Origin of the sequence: Mesorhizobium sp. M0500 (assembly GCF_040321165.1) — a bacterium.
Lineage (GTDB): Bacteria > Pseudomonadota > Alphaproteobacteria > Rhizobiales > Rhizobiaceae > Mesorhizobium.
In genome coordinates this window covers 83,976-99,530 of the sequence record NZ_JAMYRB010000009.1, presented here as the reverse complement: position 1 = coordinate 99,530, position 15,555 = coordinate 83,976, and the positions used below count along the sequence as shown (strand labels likewise).

Genomic DNA, 15,555 nt, shown 5'->3' with positions numbered 1-15,555 from the left:
TTTTGGTCCAGTGGCGGTCAGGCGGCTCGGAAGTCCGCAATCAATTCGGTGTAGCGTCCGCGGGAGCTGCGCCATCGGCCGGAGCGGTACCGTCGGCAGGTGCAGCCGGCGCCTTGGCATTCGCCGCTGCACCCAGGGTCTCGCCGACCTGCTGGGCGAGATCGCGAGCCAGGCCGTTCTGCCAGATCTCGGCAGCCTTCACCAGTTCGCGCGTCACGATCGGGCCGTTGTCGAGCAGCTTCTTGCCGGAATCGGAATTGTAGAAGGCGGCGATTTCATTGAGTTCCTTTTCCGAGAACACCTTTGCATAGGCGAGCGCCGCTTCCTTTTCCAGGTCGGCGCGGCGCGATGCCAAGGCCATCGCCTTCTCGTTGATCGTCTTGGCGATCAGTTCCTGCATGTCCGGGTTCTTCTGGATCAGCTGCTGCTCCAGTGCCGCGGCCGCTTGCGGCAGGATGCTGTCGAACGTATCCGTCGCATGGATCGCCGCAACGGCGGCGCGCGCCGCCTTCAAATGCGCATCGGTGACGTCCTGCGAAGACGCAGGCGACGAAAACGCGAAAACGGCCGAGGCCGCCAGAATGGCAAAAAAGCGGCCAACCCGGTTATGCAACATCATGATCGGTAAAACTCCCTGATTTTCGGGCGGCATGGACGGTTTGGATGCCGTCGCCGCCGGCTATGATGGCCGTTGATGCCAGCCCGATGAAAAGACCATGCTCGACCACGCCCGGAATGGCGTGGAGAGCATTCGAAAGCGCTCTTGTATCCGGAATGCGGCCAAAAGATGCATCGAGGATAAAATGGCCGCCGTCTGTAACAAATGGCTGGCTCCCCGTCATCCTCAATGTAACAGGGCCGGAAAGGCCAAGGTTTGCGGCCGCCGCGCCGACCGCAATTTCGGTGGCGCGCAGGCCAAACCGGTTGACTTCGATGGGCAGCGGAAAACGGCCGATCATCTCGACCATCTTGGAGCTGTCGGCGATGACGATCATGCGGGCGGAGGCCGCCGCGACGATCTTTTCGCGCAGCAGCGCGCCGCCGCCGCCCTTGACCAATGTCAGCGCCGGATCGATCTCGTCGGCGCCGTCGATGGTGAGGTCGAGCTCGGGGGTTTCCTCGAGGGTCGATAGCGGCACACCAAGCTCGCTGCAAAGGACGGCGGTGCGCTCCGAGGTCGGAACGCCGATGACAGTCAGGCCGGTGGCGACCTTGTCGGCGAGCAGCCGCACGAACTCGTCTGCTGTGGTGCCGGTGCCGATGCCGAGCCGCATGCCATCCGTGACATGGGCAAGCGCTGCCCGCGCGGCCTCAACCTTCAGTTGCCTCGCATCCATGCCGGGTCCCGAGATTTGTTTCAGCGCTCGTAGCATTTTTGCCGGGCTGGTCAAAGGACCTTGCCCGCGCTGGATAAGCCGTCTTGCCTGAACGGGCCGCAGCGGTTATCGCCTGCCGGCAATCAAATTGTCACAGGACAGGCCATGACCCGACCGATCATCGTGTTCGACCTCGACGGGACGCTGATCGACACGGCGCCGGACCTGCTCGACAGTCTCAACCACAGCCTTGCCGCCAGCCAGCTCGCGGCCGTCGACGAAGCCGGCTTCAAGCGCTTCGTCGGCCATGGCGGCCGGGTGATGATCGAACGCGCTCACGCAGCGCAGCACAGATCGCTGGCAGTCGAGGAGCACGACCGCCTGCTCAAGCTGTTTCTGGACCATTACACCGTTAACATCCCCGGCAAGTCGCGCCCCTACCCCGGCGTCCCCGAGACGATCGCACGGTTCGAGGCAGCCGGTTACCTGCTGGCCATCTGCACCAATAAATACGAGGCCAATTCGGTGGCGCTGATCGAGGCGCTCGGCATGACCAGGCATTTCGCGGCTATCTGCGGTCAGGATAGTTTTCCGTTCCGCAAGCCCGACCCGCGCCATCTCACGCAGACCATCGCGCGCGCCGGCGGCGACCCGCACCGTGCACTGATGGTCGGTGATTCGCAGACCGACATCGACACGGCGAAAGCCGCCGGGATTCCGGTAGTGGCAGTCGATTTCGGCTACACCGACCGCCATGTGCGAGAGTTCGAACCGTCGGCGGTAATCTCGCATTTCGATTCGCTGACGCTCGATCTGGTACAAGGACTGATGGCCGCCGCAGAAGGCTGAAAGCTGCCCATCGGGCGGACCGCCAAATGCCGACCGACAAGTGGTTGACTTAGCAGGCCGGCCTCCCTTATATCGCGGCGCGCTTGGCCTTCGGGCAACGAGCGGGCGATTAGCTCAGCGGGAGAGCACACCCTTCACACGGGTGGGGTCGCAGGTTCAATCCCTGCATCGCCCACCATCTGCTTTCCTGAATCAATTCCAAGTCAGAGCGGCTAGTGGTCAAAATCGGACGCTTGGTGCCGAAGCAGTAGGCCCGCTCTGGGTAAACCTGCCTTTCGCTCCGGTTGCTGAAGCGGCTTTATCGCGCCTACTGCAAGCATATTGCCCATTCGGCAAACTCGCGCGTCGAGGCCGTTTTCAGCGGCGCGAAGCAATCCCCGCCGCCTCGGAGCGGCTGGAGCGCCCGTCGCGGTCATCAAGCGGTCGCTCGCTACGCTCCCGCTACGGACTCGATGTCACCCATTGTGAGGCCGCAGCCCGATCACGGTCCGCGCTAAACCCAACCCGAACCAAAGTGTCCACAGGGACATCACCAGTGATGCCACGACCCAGACGAAGCTGCCCAGGGTGACTCCGAGCCACATGCCCAGGGGCCAACCGAGGAAGGCTCCAATTCCGGCCACGACTGCGATGTACGATGCCCAGACCGGCGTGGCTCGGTGAGTGGTCTGCGCCTCGTTGCCAGCGATCACGGCAACGGCCAACGCCAAAAACATGAAGCCGTTAGCCTTTCCTTCGGAAAATGCCCACCAGGCCTCGAAAGTTGCCGTGTCCCCGGCGGCAGCAGCGGCGGAGACCACGGTGGCCTCGGCCACCGCGGTCGTCATGGTCCAGAGGGCGCCAACAGTCAGCACACCCCAGGCAGACAACGTCCACCACGCCTCGGTGAGGCGCGATCTGGCCGCCAGCACGATCAGACCTGTCAGGACGAACAGTGATAGCGCTACCGCGGAAACCCAATGGATGATCGCCCATCGGACAGGGTCGTCGGTGATGACTCCCATCTGGCGACCCATATCGGGATCGATCGGACCATGGCCGACCAGCGCGCCTGCCAGCAGGATAGAGGCGATCGCAAGCCAAACTCCTGCTACGCGCGTTCCTTCATCTGTGTTTGCCATAGAGACCTCGCGCAGTAATGGTCCCATGTCCCATCTAGCGCCAGATTTCAAACGGTTGCAAGATGGCCAATGATCGGAACGGGTCAACTGACGCCGTAGCATTGCCACGTCTGTACGACCGGAAAGGGTCGGAACAGATAATCCGCATCGGGCACCAAGCGTCAGATTTTTACCACTAGCAGCTGCAGGTCGCCCCCTCGCCGCCAAAATTCTTTTGGGCGAAATTCAAAGCGCTGCTGTAGCTCGTATAGCTTTGGAACTGGCAAACGTTGGAGCCGGCCCGCACCTTCATCTGCTCGATATCCCAGAACGAAACCTTGATGCCGTCGTCGGCGCAATAGACCGTATAGCATTCAGGTTCCAGCGCCTCGGCTTTCTGGACAGGCATCGAAATGGCCGGAATGGAAAATATGAAAAGTACAAATATGATGACATGACGCATTTGCATGTAAAACCCCGAATGACCGCCGGCACTATTATGGCCGCGATGTTGAGGCGACGCATCATGATTTTAAGCAGTCGCCGTGTTCTTTCGGCGGCCATAAGTCAGGCACGGCCGGCGCCTCCTTGTAGCGCAACGGTCCGCTATCCCGGAACAAACCTACATAGAAACGAGTTTCTGCTGATCGAGATGTGAGGGAAAGCCATGTCCAGACTTGTTTTGGCGGCCGCCGTGCTGCTTGTCGGCGGATCGGCCTTTGCCGCGGACGAAAATCCGGTGCCGCCGCAGAATGCCAAGAAGCTGTCGGAAATCATCGCCAAGGTCGAGCAGCGCGACGACTTCCGCTACATCAAGGAAATCGATTGGGACAGCGATGGCTACACCGTCATTTATTACACGAGCGACAAGGCGAAAGTCGAAATCACCTACGATCCGGTGACAGCCGCGCCGAAATAGTCGCTGCCTGCAAAGGTTAGCATTCGAAAAAGGCGCGCCCGGAGGCACCCGGCCTTGGGCATGCACTTGCGCAGATATGACTTTGATGGCTGACTGCGGTGCTATCATTGCGCGCGGGGTGGGCATGGCGACGGTAAAGCACGTATTGAAACGCTTTCTGATGATGCTCGCGGGTTATTTCATAGCGGTACTGGTTGGGCTGATCGCGGTGGCGGCGATCTATGGCGGGCTGAGCTCGCTGCCAAATGCGCCGAATTATTTCGACGTCATGGGTGTCACCCCCATTGCGGTGCTGCTGTTGCCGCCGCTCGGCATGTTCATCTATTTTCTGACGATCGTGCTGACCGGCCTGCAGACGCTGATCTTCGCACTGATTGCCGAGTTTTTCTCGCTGCGCAGTTTTTGGCTGCACATGGTCTTCGGCGCGGCGGCCGCGGTTGGCGGCTTCGCCTTGATCTGGCCCAGTGTACCGGATGACACGAACCCGGAGCGCTGGGCCGATATCGGCATCATTGCCGCCGCAGGCGTTGTCGCGGGCCTGGTCTATTGGCTCATCGCCGGACGCGATGCCGGTTTCCGGCGTCCACTGTTTCAGCGCTAGAACCGCATTCGTCAGCTTGCCGGCGAACGCACCGCTTCCGTGCTGTCGAGCGCCTGCTGCAGCCTTGTATCGCGGCCGTAGACGTCGTTGAAGTATTCGACCTTGCCTGACAGGTCCGGCCATGCGGTGAAATAGGCGACATAGACCGGGATATTGCGTGTCACGTCTTCGGTCGAATGGCCGTGTTTCAGTTTGTCCTCGATGTAGTCGACCGAGGTGCCGAGCACGGCAGCGGCCATGCCGCGCGGATCCTGCAAGCGAACGCAGCCATGGCTGAGCGCGCGCACGTCGCGCTGGAAAAACGACTTCTGCGGCGTATCGTGCATGTAGATGGCATGCTTGTTGGGGAACAGTATCTTCAGCTCGCCCAGCGCATTGGCCTCGCTCGGCAGCTGGCGCACGCCGTAGGGTATCTTTGCGCCGTAGGCGCCCCAATTGACCGAGGACGAGGGAATGCGCTTGCCGCGGGCATTGACCACCTCGTAGCCGGCGCGATCGAGATAGCCAGGATCCCGGCGCAGCCGCGGCAGCATCTCGTTGACCAGGATCGACTGCGGCACGCCCCAGTAGGGATGGAAGTCGACCTGCTCTATCTGGTCATAGAAGAAAGCAGTCTGGTTGGTGGGCCTGCCAACCACGGCGCGGGTCTTCAGCTTCTCCTCGCCATCATCGATATAGCTCGCGGTAAAAGCCGGCTGGTTGATGAAGACGCGCGGGCTGCCAAGGTCGGAAGGCAACCAGCGCAACTCTTCGAGCGCAACCCGAACCTTCTGAATTTTGTCGGCCTTGGACGTTCCGGCCAACGATGCAACGGTACGCGGGCCGATGACGCCGTCGCCTTTCATGCCGGCCCGTTTCTGCACCGCCTTGATCACCGGCACCAGCTCCGGATCGTAGACCTCGCTGGTAGCGAGCCTCGCCAGGACCTCGCCATAGGCGCCGCCCATCTCGTCATCGAGATTGCGCGCGATCTTTGTCAAAAGCTTCGGCAGCTCGGGGCTGGTCTGCCCCGGCTTCAACAGCAGATTGGGATCGATGGTGATTTCGTCTTCGGCGCTGGCCTGGAGCGCTTCCAGTTCGACGCGCAGCGCCTGATACTCGGAATTCTGTGGATGCCGTGACTGGAGATAAGTGCGCACTTGCTGGGTATGGGCCAGCGTCTTCAGCACCCCTTCCATGTCGAGCGGCTTCGGCGGAAAATCGTAGTAGCCGGTCATGCGGTTGGGATCGACGCGGCCGCTTTGTGCGTCACGGGCGTAGCGCAGGACACGCGCCGACAGCGCCATCTCGAAGCGGACCAGCTCTTTCAGCCGTTCATCGGCATTGCCCGCCGATGTGCCTGCTGCCGGAACTTCGACGGTGTAGTCGGCGGGCGTCAGGCCGTAGCTCGCGGCCTCGCCCAGCACCCGCACCGCATCCTGGGCGCGGCTGCTGGGACTGATTCCCGTCACCCAGATGAAATCCGGATTGGCCGAGTAATAGGCGATCAGCGCCTTGGCGATGTCCTTCTCGGCGTAGAGGTCATAGCCGTCGAGGCCGGCAATGGCTTCGCGGAATGCAGCCCCGGTGGCCGCCGGCTCGAAAGCAGCGTCCTGAGGCGTTGCCGGTTCAGGCGCTGCCGACAGTGCCGAAAAATCGACGCGCACCAGCGGATCGCTCTTGTAGGTATAATAGGACGGGCTGCTGATTTGCGCACCATCACCGGAAGCGGCCGGCGCCCTGGGCTTCGGCTTGTATTTTGACGGTGGCGGCGGAAAGTCACCTTTCGGCGGTGCGTGTTTGACGCCGCCGCCGAAAAGCATGTCGAAGAACCCTTGCGCTTCAGCCTTCGGCGCCCCGAAGGCCAGCATTGCCGCGGCCACCGCAAACGGCAGCACGGTTGCTTTGTTTCCAAGGACTTTCATGGATCACCCGCTCCGGTTGAACCGGATCCCGTTCCGCACCGCTTTCACGGTCTCGCCCACCGCATGGCGGATGTAAGGCGTGACTACACTGATTCATACTGATTTCGTTAAGCTTCCATAAATTTCGGAACGTCTGTTGCAGAACGGTTTCACAAGATCGTGACGGGTCGAGTCAATCCGTCATCGCCCCCGATAATGGTAGTGCCCGTGAGCCAAGCCTCAAGCGTTGGCGCCGCCGTCGATGGTCAATGCCGTGCCTGTCACGAAGCGCCCTTCGGGACCGGCAAGCCAAGCGACGATGCCGGCGATCTCGTCGGCCGTGCCGAAGCGAGGCATCGCCATCTTCTGGCGCTGATGCTCGGCGTGCGGGCCGGCTGCCGGATTCATGTCGGTATCGGTCGACCCCGGATGGACGACATTGGCGGTGATGCTGCGCGGACCGAGATCGCGTGCTAAGGCCTTGGTCAGGCCAACCAAGGCAGCCTTGCTGGCCGAGTAGGCGCTCAGGCCGGCGTCCGTGGCACGCTCGGCCAGATTGCTGCCGATCGAGATGATCCGGCCACCCTCGCCCATATGCGCTGCTGCCGCCTTGGCGGCGACGAACGGTGCTCTGAGGTTGACCTCCATCGTCTCGTCGAAGTCGGCAAGCGACAGGGCATCGATCGGCGCAGCGCGCCAGATGCCGGCGCTGTTGACCAGGATGTCGAGCCGTCCGAAGGCTTTTGCTGCCTCATCGACTGCCGCCTCGATCGCCCCAGCATCGCGATTGTCGGCCTTGATGGCAAAGGCCCGCCCGCCGGCCGCCTCGATTTCCCTGACCACCGCACGCGCCCCTTCCTCGCCATTCACATAGGTGATCGCCACGCCTGCGCCGTCGGCCGCGAGCCTTCTTGCGATCGCCGCACCAATGCCGCGGCTGCCGCCGGTAACGAGGGCGGCCTTGCCGTTCAAGCTTCTGGATGACATCTGCTTCTCCATTTTGTAGTGATTGATACATAAATATCTGCCAGCCTTGCTGAACCACGTCAACCGAATTATGTATCGATCAATACAGAAAGGATGCCATGCCGGAACGAGGCCGCCCCCGCACCTTCGATCGAGCCGCCGCCTTGCGGCGGGCAATGGAAGTGTTTTGGGCCAAGGGTTATGAGGGCGCGTCGATAAGCGACCTGACCGCCGCAATGGGCATCAACTCTCCCAGCCTCTATGCCGCCTTCGGCAGCAAGGAAGCGCTGTTTCTCGAGGCAACCGAGCTTTACACGCGGGTCGAGGGAACCGAGATCTGGTCCGCGCTGGACAAGGCGCCGACCGCGCGCCAGGCGGTCGAGCGGTTCCTGCGGCAGACGGCCAGGGCCTATTCACAGACCGGTCGCCCGCAAGGCTGCCTTATCGCGCTCGGCGCTTTGCACCAGGATTCAAGCCGCGGCGCCATCTGCGATGATCTGCGCCGTCGCCGCGCCGAAAACCGCGAAGCCTTGCTGAGACGCCTCGAGAGTGGCGTCGCCGAGGGAGAGTTGCCGGCCGATTTCGACTGCGGTACGGCCGCGACCTTCTACGCGACCGTGCAGCACGGCATGTCGATCCAGGCGCGCGACGGCGCGTCGCGCTCGGCTCTTCTGGCGACGGTGGCCGGGGCGATGGCAGCTTGGATAGCGATGGCCAGCACCGGGGCGGCGTGACGGTCGAAACCGGCTGACAAGAACGATATTCAGGTCACTGCAGAGACGGCTCCAGTCTGCCGGCAACGAAGCCAACGGCACGCTCCGCCACACCCCTGTCGGCGAGAATGCGGCGGTGGCCGAGCCCGTCGGCCCAGTAAAGCCGCACATGGTCGCCGGCGCGCGCGTAGAGCCTTGCATGCTCGGCGGACACTTCGCGGTCGTTCGGCGCGTGGATCACCAGCGTCGGCAGCGGCGTGCTTGCGAGCTGGCGGTCACCGGTGAACTCGTGCAACGGCCGGCCGGCGATGCGCTCGACCCGGTCGGCCATGGCGGCCTGCGAGCGCGAGCCGACATTCAGCATGCGGCTGAAATCAGCGAAGATCGCCGGCAGCGAGCTCGGCGCGGCGATAAGCACCAGCCGCCCGGCCGCCAATCGCGGGATGTTCCTGATCGAACCGGCGACGGCGTTGGCGGCAACGGCACCACCAAAGGAATGGCCGACAATGGCCGCGAACGGGCCGAACCATTCGCCGGCAACCCGTGCCGCATCGACCGCACTGACCAGGGTAAGCCGGCGGCCCTGCGACTGGCCGTGGCCCGGCAGATCGAGCGAGACCACCTTGTAGCCGGCATCGCGATAGGCTTCGATCAGCGCGCGCATGTATTCGGTGCGCGAACGCCAACCATGGATGACGAGCACGGTGCCGGCAGTCGCCCTGCCCGGCTCGGGCCGGAATTCATGCACCATGACGCAGCCGGTTCTGGTCTTTAGCCGGTGATGGCGTGCCTGGGTCATGAAATCGGCGGCGCGATCAATTGCGCTGCGCTCGCCTTTGCTCAAGCTCTTCTCGTGCGGCGTGCGGCAGAACAGCTCGAATGCAGCACGCCCGGTGAGTCGCGGTGCCACATGCTCAGCCACGCCGAACGTGCCGCGGATGACCTTCAGTCCAAATGATGCCATAGTGGCGATCCATTCATTGGTTCAAGCATGAACATAATAGTTCAAACATGAACATTAAGCAAGACCTGCCCTGGGACAACCCGCGTTTTCGCAACTGGGTCGCGGTGGCGCGCGCCTGCCATGTGGTGGAACGCACCCTGGCGGTGAAGCTTGCGCCGCTCGACCTGAAGCCGGCGCAGCTCGACGTGCTGATGAACCTCTACCGTCATCCCGGCATGTCGCAGCACGACCTTGCTCGTCGGCTGCTGGTCGGCCGCTCCAACATCACCATGCTTTTGCCTCAGCTGGAGACCCGCGGCCTGCTGCGCCGCGAGGGCGACGAGAAGGACAAGCGCGTGCTGAGGCTGACCTTGACAGAGGCCGGCGAGGCACTGCTGATGCAGGCGCTGAAGGTCCATATGGCGCTGATCGAGAAGGCGATGAGCCAGTCGACGCCGGAACAATGTGACATGATCGGCGAACAGATGCGTAGGATTGCCGAGGTTTTGAAGACCGCCTGACAGCCCAGTGCTCCACCACCAAATGCTTCACCACATCGATTTTTTCGCGCGCTCGGGCCATTCCTTGTCGTAGACCTCGCCGTCAATGTTCTTGCGGCTGGTGATTTCCAGGATTTGGCCGGGAGTCGGCAGCGATCTCGGGTCGACATGCCTTGCCGGATTCCACAGTTCCGATCGGTGGATGGCGCGGGCGCACTGGAAATAAACCGCATCGATCTCGATGATCGTCACCGAGCGCGCCGGCTTGCCCTCGACGGCGAACGAGGCGCAGAGCCCGGTGTCGGTGGTGATGTGGGCGCGGCCATTGACGCGCAGCGTCGTGCCGGAACCCGGCACGAGGAACAGAAGCGCGACGCGCGGATCGCGAAGGATGTTCCTTAGCGAATCGGCACGGTTGTTGCCGCGCCGGTCCGGCATCATCAGCGTTTTCGGATCGTGGATGCGGACGAAGCCGGCGAGATCGCCGCGCGGCGAGCAGTCCAGCCCTTCTGGCCCGCAGGTTGCGAGCGCGGCAAACGGCGAAGCCTCGATGATAGCTGCGTATTCGCGAATCAGCTGGTCGAGTTCCTTGACCACCGACGCCTCGCCGGGCGGGCCATAGAGCGCTTCAAGCTGTTCGATGCTGGTGATCATGGACATGTTTTCGTCTCCAAAGCTTTGCCGGCGCTACTCCAGATGGATGACGTTTTCACGACAAGTGCCCGTTTGCCGGTCATCAGGAAACGGGTGTCGAGGCAACGCAAACAAGGGCAAACCGCTTTACCTGCATGATCGTGCCAACGGATACGGAGGTCAAAAATGGATAAACCGCTCGACCGGCGACGCACCGCCATGGAACTTATTGAAAACATGTTCAATGTTGAAATGCGTTTCCTGCAATCAGGCTCGGAGAGCCTCGATGTGCTTGCCGGCGCATTTCATGCCGACATTGTCGTGCATGAGCCGCGCTCCCTGCCCTATGCCGGTGACTGGAACGGCCTCGACGGCGTTGGCGCCCTTTTCCGCAAAATGCGGGAAATCTGGAGCGACGTGGCGGTGGAGGACCTTCAGGTCGCCCAAAACGATGACACGGTGTTCATGAGCTGCTCGCTTTCGCTGACATCGCGGGCCAATGGTGCAACCATCAAACAGCCGTTTGCCGAAGTCTTGCGCTTCAAGGATGATCGGCTGATCGAAGGTACGCCGTTTTATCACGACACCAGCGAGATACTGGCAATCCTGCGTTGACCTGAGAGTCCTGCGGGATCCATTCAACGGTCGCGGCTCAGCCCCTTCTCTTCCAGTTCGGCGAGATAGGCGGCCCAGCGTGCATCCTTCTCATGACCCAGCGTATGCAGGTAATTCCAGGTGAAGATGCCGGTATCATGGAAATCGTCGAAGGTGATGCGCACGGCATAATTGCCGACCGGCTCGATCTTCAGAATCGTTACATTGCGCTTGCCGGGAACGGTGACGCGCTGTTCGGGCGAATGGCCCTGCACCTCGGCCGATGGCGAGGCGACGCGCAGCAGCTCGGCCGACAATTCGAACGGCTGATGGCCCGGAAAGGTGACGGAAAGCAGCTTGCGGTCCTTCGAGACCCTGAGTTCTTTTGGCGCTGTCATGCTGATGGATCCTGCGGAATACCACCCTTCCCTACGCCGCTTCGCGTCGAGGGAACAGGCCGTTTCAGAACTTCCGACATGATCTGTCGGCGTCGGAATGTTACCGATGATCGCGAGCTTCTATCTTGAATGCCAAGTTGGCTCGTATCACATAGCCATATATAACGAAGCCGTTCACGCCCACGGGAAGCGCACAAGCATGGATATGATCGATCCTTTCGGTCGCACGATCACCTACCTGCGCGTGTCGGTCACCGACCGCTGCGATTTCCGCTGCACCTATTGCATGGCCGAGGACATGACGTTCCTGCCGAAGAAGGACCTGCTGTCGCTGGAAGAGCTCGACCGGCTCTGCACGGTCTTCATCGAAAAGGGTGTGCGCAAGCTCCGCCTCACCGGCGGTGAGCCGCTTGTGCGCAAGAACATCATGCACCTGGTACGCCAGCTTTCGCGGCATCTCGAGAGTGGTGCACTGGAAGAGCTGACGCTGACCACCAACGGATCGCAGCTTTCCCGCTTTGCCACCGAGCTCGCCGACTGCGGCGTCAAGCGCATTAACGTCTCGCTCGATACCCTCGATGCCGACAAATTCCGCCAGATCACCCGCTGGGGCAATCTGGACAAGGTCATGGACGGCATCGACGCCGCGCAGGCGGCCGGGCTGAAGGTAAAGCTCAACGCCGTGGCGTTGAAGGACTTCAATGACGCCGAATTGCCGGAAATGCTGCGCTGGGCGCATGGCCGCGGCATGGATCTGACGGTCATCGAAACCATGCCGATGGGCGAGATCGACGCCGACCGCACCGACCAGTATTTGCCGCTGTCGCTGCTGCGCGCGGCTCTCGAACGCCAGTTCACGCTAAGCGACATTCCCTACAAGACCGGTGGCCCGGCCCGCTATGTCCAAGTCGCCGAGACCGGCGGACGGCTGGGCTTCATCACGCCGATGACGCATAATTTCTGCGAAAGCTGCAACCGGGTCCGGCTGACCTGCACCGGCACCCTTTACATGTGCCTCGGCCAGGAAGATGCCGCCGACCTGCGCGCGCCGCTGCGTGCGTCGGAAGGCAACGAGCTGGTCGCCGATGCCATCGACGAAGCAATCGGCCGCAAGCCCAAAGGCCACGACTTCATCATCGATCGCCGCACCAACCGTCCGTCGGTGTCGCGGCATATGAGCGTCACCGGCGGCTGATTTTTCGCCGATTTCGTGCAAGAATAATCGCCTTGGTATCGGCGCGAGGCAAAGCGTGCAGCGGTTTTTTGCAGTCCTGACGTTTTTCGGAGTGATGGCGGGGACCACGGCAGTTGCCGCGCCATTTACCTACACGAACGAGCGCTTCGGTACCATCTGCACCTTTCCGGATGAAATCTTCACTCTTCGCCAGCCTGAGCCGGACAATGGCGATGGACAACAATGGCTCACTGCCGATGGCGCCAGCCTGATCTGTTCGGGTATCCTCAACATCGATGATGACACCCCGACAGCCTTCGTCTCCGCCGAGAGGGCCAGCAAGGAACCTGGCTACAGGATCACCTACAGCAAGACCGGCAAGGACTGGGCGGTGCTGTCGGGCATCAAAGGCGGGAACATCTTCTATGAACGCCGCCTGTTCGGAAAAGACGGTGTCATCCGCACGGTCTGGATCGACTACCCGCCAGCCCTGAAATCGAAATACGACCCGCTCGTCGATGCGATCGCCGGCAGCCTCAGGGGACCGTGAGCATCCGGCGACGTCAGAACTTATTGGCAGCCTATTGTTTTTGCTAGCGAGTCACGGTTGTTGGCGCGTGTAGTCATATCGTACGGCAAGCCATTTTTTGCCGCTGCCATTGGCCTGGAGGAAATGTTGCTCGGCCACTTCGTGATTGTCGCCGTCCCTGGAAATGACGAAATCGGAGGCCGTGAACCGCCCTTCGACCTCCGGGCCGAAGCCGACGAAACCAAGCGGCTGGAACAGCAGTGAAATCTTGCCGTCCTCCTCGCCACCAAAACTCCAGGCGGGCATGATCCCTGCCGGGAAACGGGTGTCCATGGAGACATACTTCCAGCGGCCCTCCACCCGGTCATAGCTCAAATAGGCTATCCGCTGGAAGTCCGGCATTTTCGACCCGGGCGCCGGGCGCATCACCTCCTGCATGAAGGGACCGATCATCGTGCGCTCGGCCACCAGCCCCGTCATCACGATCGGCTGGGCGCCGGGCGTTGGCCAGATCGTGTTGACGACGGACCATTTCCCGACGCGGCGAGCGAGCTCATCCGCTTCGTGACCCGGCGTGGACATCCGTTCGACTGCCGACGCCGAAGCGCCGTTCTCGGCGAACGCAGGCGCTATCGCCATGAGGATAACCGCCAGGGCAGAGGAGAACCGGAAAGCCGACGAAACATGCCGCCTGCTGCCTGTGCCAAGCCAGTCCGCATTGCCTCGTGCATTCATCATGGACCATCTCCCCAACACGATCAGAAGCTTACAATGACCAATTTGGTGAATCTTGCCGAGCAAATTTGATCTCGTCGAAAAATTCTCCTCGAGCCGCAGTGTGACAAATTTGCCCTCCGAACCCATCCTTTAGAACGGCACCTTTTTTGGGGTCACACCCAGAAAAGGTCTTGTCCGCAAACGGTCACCGGATTTACCGCAAGCCCATTCGGGCCTAGCCTCTGCTCTGGAGCGGTTCTTCGCCCAGTGGGGGAATACGATATGCGCAAACTCATTCTTTCTCTTGCATTGCTCAGCCTCGCGGCCCTGCCCGCGGGGGCTCAGTCGATCGGCGGCACCTATGCCGTGGCCGGCACCAATTTCGATGGGTCGTCCTATGGTGGCGACGCGACGATCACGCTGACCAGCGAGACGACCTGCACGATCCATTGGGAGACAGGCGGCTCGTCCTCGGACGGTATCTGCATGCGCAACGACGATGCCTTCTCCGCCGGCTATGTCATGGGCAAGGCGGTCGGTCTAGTCGTCTACAAGGTGCAGGAAGACGGCTCGCTGCATGGCCTGTGGACGATTGCCGGCAAGGAAGGCAACGGCACCGAGGTACTGACGCCCAAATAAGCCCTGCCGCTCTTGCGCGGCAGATGTCACGGGCCACAGAAAGGCTGTGGCCCAGCCCTTTGACGTTGCTGTCTTGTGGGTGCCTGCTAGACGCTCGCTGCAGGACTCACCCGGTAATCGCCTTGCCTCTTTCGCCAAACCTCCGCGGCGCGTTGTTCATGATGGTGGCCATGGCTGGTTTCACTCTCAACGATGCGATCACCAAATTCTCATCGGAATCGATGAACATGGCGCAGGTCATGCTGATCCGCGGCGCCTTCGCTTCGCTGTTCGTTGGCCTGCTTGCGTGGCAACGGGGCGCGCTTGCCCGGCCAGGTTCGATGCTGCAGCCGACCGTTGCGCTGCGCGTCGCCGGCGAGGCCGGCGCCACCGTGTCGTTCCTGGTTGCTCTGGCACATCTTCCGATCGCCAATGTCTCCGCCGTACTGCAGGCGCTGCCGCTGGCGGTGACGATGGGCGCCGCGCTTGTGTTCAACGAGGGCGTCGGCTGGCGGCGCTGGCTGGCCATTGCCGCCGGTTTTGCCGGCGTGCTGATCATCGTGCGGCCCGGCTTCGAAGGGTTCAGCGTCTTTTCTCTGCTGGCGCTGGCCAGCGTCGCATGCTGCGCGGTGCGCGATCTCGCTACCAAGCGGATCCCGCAGGCAATTCCAACATTGCTGGTGTCGACCGCCACCGCACTTGCCATGACAGTTCTGGGCGCGGCACTGCTTTCGCCGATGGGCGGCTGGACACCGATGACAGGACAAAGCACGGCGTTCCTGGCGCTGGCGGCGGTGCTCGTGCTCATCGGCTATCACTTCATCATCACGGCGATGCGGGTGGGCGATATCTCCTTCATCGCGCCGTTTCGCTACACCGCCCTGCTCTGGTCGATCTTGCTTGGCTTCACGATCTTCGGCGATGTCCCCGATCTGCCGACGATCCTCGGTGCCACGATCATCATCGCGTCAGGCCTCTATGCACTCTACCGCGAACGGATCGTCGGACGGCGAAAAACAGCCGCCGAAAGCACTGGACCGGACATGGCGCTGGACGGCATATAGAGTGACTGTCGACGACTGTCTGATTTGAAAACTGGATT

General features: G+C 61.8%; 20 protein-coding genes and 1 tRNA gene. 11 read left to right on the top strand and 10 right to left on the bottom strand.

Going from position 1 to position 15,555, the window contains the following annotated elements; translation table 11 throughout:
* Positions 1-40 precede the first annotated feature (40 nt).
* On the bottom strand, positions 41-619 hold the full coding sequence (locus tag NKI70_RS18370) for a DUF2059 domain-containing protein (protein ID WP_352568635.1): 579 nt from the start codon (positions 617-619) through the stop codon (positions 41-43).
* Positions 606-1,337 (bottom strand): ribose-5-phosphate isomerase RpiA, encoded by a 732-nt coding sequence (gene rpiA / locus NKI70_RS18365; protein WP_352448900.1) that lies wholly within the window; start codon positions 1,335-1,337, stop codon positions 606-608. Before rpiA ends, NKI70_RS18370 begins: the two co-directional genes overlap by 14 nt.
* Positions 1,338-1,481: 144 nt before the next feature.
* Between rpiA and NKI70_RS18360 the strand changes: the two genes are divergently transcribed.
* Both NKI70_RS18360 and NKI70_RS18355 read left to right on the top strand, forming a co-directional pair.
* The gene (locus NKI70_RS18360; protein ID WP_352593585.1) at positions 1,482-2,165 is read left to right on the top strand and encodes a phosphoglycolate phosphatase; all 684 of its coding nucleotides are present in this window, start codon (positions 1,482-1,484) and stop codon (positions 2,163-2,165) included.
* A gap of 103 nt (positions 2,166-2,268) precedes the next feature.
* Positions 2,269-2,343 (top strand) — tRNA-Val (locus NKI70_RS18355).
* A gap of 277 nt (positions 2,344-2,620) precedes the next feature.
* Here NKI70_RS18355 and NKI70_RS18350 read toward each other — a convergent pair.
* Positions 2,621-3,286, bottom strand: coding sequence for a hypothetical protein (locus NKI70_RS18350; protein ID WP_352724804.1), 666 nt, complete (start codon positions 3,284-3,286; stop codon positions 2,621-2,623).
* Positions 3,287-3,461: 175 nt separating this feature from the next.
* Positions 3,462-3,674 carry a hypothetical protein gene (locus tag NKI70_RS18345; RefSeq protein ID WP_352724803.1) on the bottom strand — a complete coding sequence of 71 codons (213 nt, stop codon included), beginning with the start codon at positions 3,672-3,674 and terminating at the stop codon, positions 3,462-3,464.
* A gap of 258 nt (positions 3,675-3,932) precedes the next feature.
* Here NKI70_RS18345 and NKI70_RS18340 point away from each other — a divergent pair, with 258 nt between their 5' ends.
* Positions 3,933-4,184, top strand: coding sequence for a PepSY domain-containing protein (locus tag NKI70_RS18340; protein ID WP_023675031.1), 252 nt, complete (start codon positions 3,933-3,935; stop codon positions 4,182-4,184).
* 124 nt (positions 4,185-4,308) lie between these two features.
* A complete protein-coding gene (locus tag NKI70_RS18335) occupies positions 4,309-4,785 on the top strand; it encodes a hypothetical protein (protein ID WP_352724802.1) in 477 nt (158 codons plus the stop codon).
* A gap of 11 nt (positions 4,786-4,796) precedes the next feature.
* Here NKI70_RS18335 and NKI70_RS18330 read toward each other — a convergent pair whose 3' ends face one another.
* Positions 4,797-6,689 (bottom strand): L,D-transpeptidase family protein, encoded by a 1,893-nt coding sequence (locus tag NKI70_RS18330; protein WP_352724800.1) that lies wholly within the window; start codon positions 6,687-6,689, stop codon positions 4,797-4,799.
* Positions 6,690-6,908: 219 nt separating this feature from the next.
* A complete protein-coding gene (locus NKI70_RS18325) occupies positions 6,909-7,655 on the bottom strand; it encodes a 3-oxoacyl-ACP reductase family protein (protein ID WP_352724799.1) in 747 nt (248 codons plus the stop codon).
* Positions 7,656-7,753: 98 nt separating this feature from the next.
* On the opposite strand from NKI70_RS18325, the gene NKI70_RS18320 reads away from it, so the two are divergent.
* On the top strand, positions 7,754-8,368 hold the full coding sequence (locus NKI70_RS18320) for a TetR/AcrR family transcriptional regulator (RefSeq protein ID WP_023675027.1): 615 nt from the start codon (positions 7,754-7,756) through the stop codon (positions 8,366-8,368).
* Between the two features lie 34 nt (positions 8,369-8,402).
* Here the strand turns inward: NKI70_RS18320 and NKI70_RS18315 are convergent, their stop codons facing one another.
* A complete protein-coding gene (locus NKI70_RS18315) occupies positions 8,403-9,311 on the bottom strand; it encodes an alpha/beta hydrolase (RefSeq protein WP_023675026.1) in 909 nt (302 codons plus the stop codon).
* Between the two features lie 47 nt (positions 9,312-9,358).
* On the opposite strand from NKI70_RS18315, the gene NKI70_RS18310 reads away from it, so the two are divergent.
* Positions 9,359-9,811: a MarR family winged helix-turn-helix transcriptional regulator gene (locus NKI70_RS18310; RefSeq protein WP_352448891.1), complete on the top strand. Its 453-nt coding sequence runs from the start codon at positions 9,359-9,361 to the stop codon at positions 9,809-9,811.
* A gap of 27 nt (positions 9,812-9,838) precedes the next feature.
* Here NKI70_RS18310 and NKI70_RS18305 read toward each other — a convergent pair whose 3' ends face one another.
* A complete protein-coding gene (locus NKI70_RS18305) occupies positions 9,839-10,450 on the bottom strand; it encodes a pyridoxamine 5'-phosphate oxidase family protein (RefSeq protein WP_352636725.1) in 612 nt (203 codons plus the stop codon).
* A gap of 159 nt (positions 10,451-10,609) precedes the next feature.
* On the opposite strand from NKI70_RS18305, the gene NKI70_RS18300 reads away from it, so the two are divergent.
* Entirely contained in the window at positions 10,610-11,038 is a 429-nt protein-coding gene (locus tag NKI70_RS18300) for a nuclear transport factor 2 family protein (RefSeq protein ID WP_352724798.1), read from the top strand.
* Between the two features lie 23 nt (positions 11,039-11,061).
* On the opposite strand, the gene NKI70_RS18295 is transcribed toward NKI70_RS18300, so the two are convergent.
* Complete coding sequence (locus NKI70_RS18295; RefSeq protein ID WP_023675022.1) at positions 11,062-11,415, bottom strand: gamma-butyrobetaine hydroxylase family protein; 354 nt, start codon at positions 11,413-11,415, stop codon at positions 11,062-11,064.
* Positions 11,416-11,614: 199 nt separating this feature from the next.
* Between NKI70_RS18295 and moaA the strand changes: the two genes are divergently transcribed.
* Complete coding sequence (gene moaA / locus NKI70_RS18290) at positions 11,615-12,610, top strand: GTP 3',8-cyclase MoaA (RefSeq protein ID WP_031211306.1); 996 nt, start codon at positions 11,615-11,617, stop codon at positions 12,608-12,610.
* Positions 12,611-12,665: 55 nt separating this feature from the next.
* Entirely contained in the window at positions 12,666-13,139 is a 474-nt protein-coding gene (locus NKI70_RS18285) for a hypothetical protein (RefSeq protein ID WP_023675020.1), read from the top strand.
* Between the two features lie 51 nt (positions 13,140-13,190).
* Here the strand turns inward: NKI70_RS18285 and NKI70_RS18280 are convergent, their stop codons facing one another.
* Positions 13,191-13,919, bottom strand: a complete 729-nt coding sequence (locus tag NKI70_RS18280) for a DUF1579 family protein (protein WP_198023531.1) — start codon at positions 13,917-13,919, stop codon at positions 13,191-13,193.
* Between the two features lie 198 nt (positions 13,920-14,117).
* On the opposite strand from NKI70_RS18280, the gene NKI70_RS18275 reads away from it, so the two are divergent.
* Both NKI70_RS18275 and NKI70_RS18270 read left to right on the top strand, forming a co-directional pair.
* Positions 14,118-14,474: a hypothetical protein gene (locus NKI70_RS18275; protein ID WP_352724797.1), complete on the top strand. Its 357-nt coding sequence runs from the start codon at positions 14,118-14,120 to the stop codon at positions 14,472-14,474.
* A gap of 122 nt (positions 14,475-14,596) precedes the next feature.
* Positions 14,597-15,517 (top strand): DMT family transporter, encoded by a 921-nt coding sequence (locus tag NKI70_RS18270; RefSeq protein ID WP_352698895.1) that lies wholly within the window; start codon positions 14,597-14,599, stop codon positions 15,515-15,517.
* Positions 15,518-15,555 lie beyond the last annotated feature (38 nt).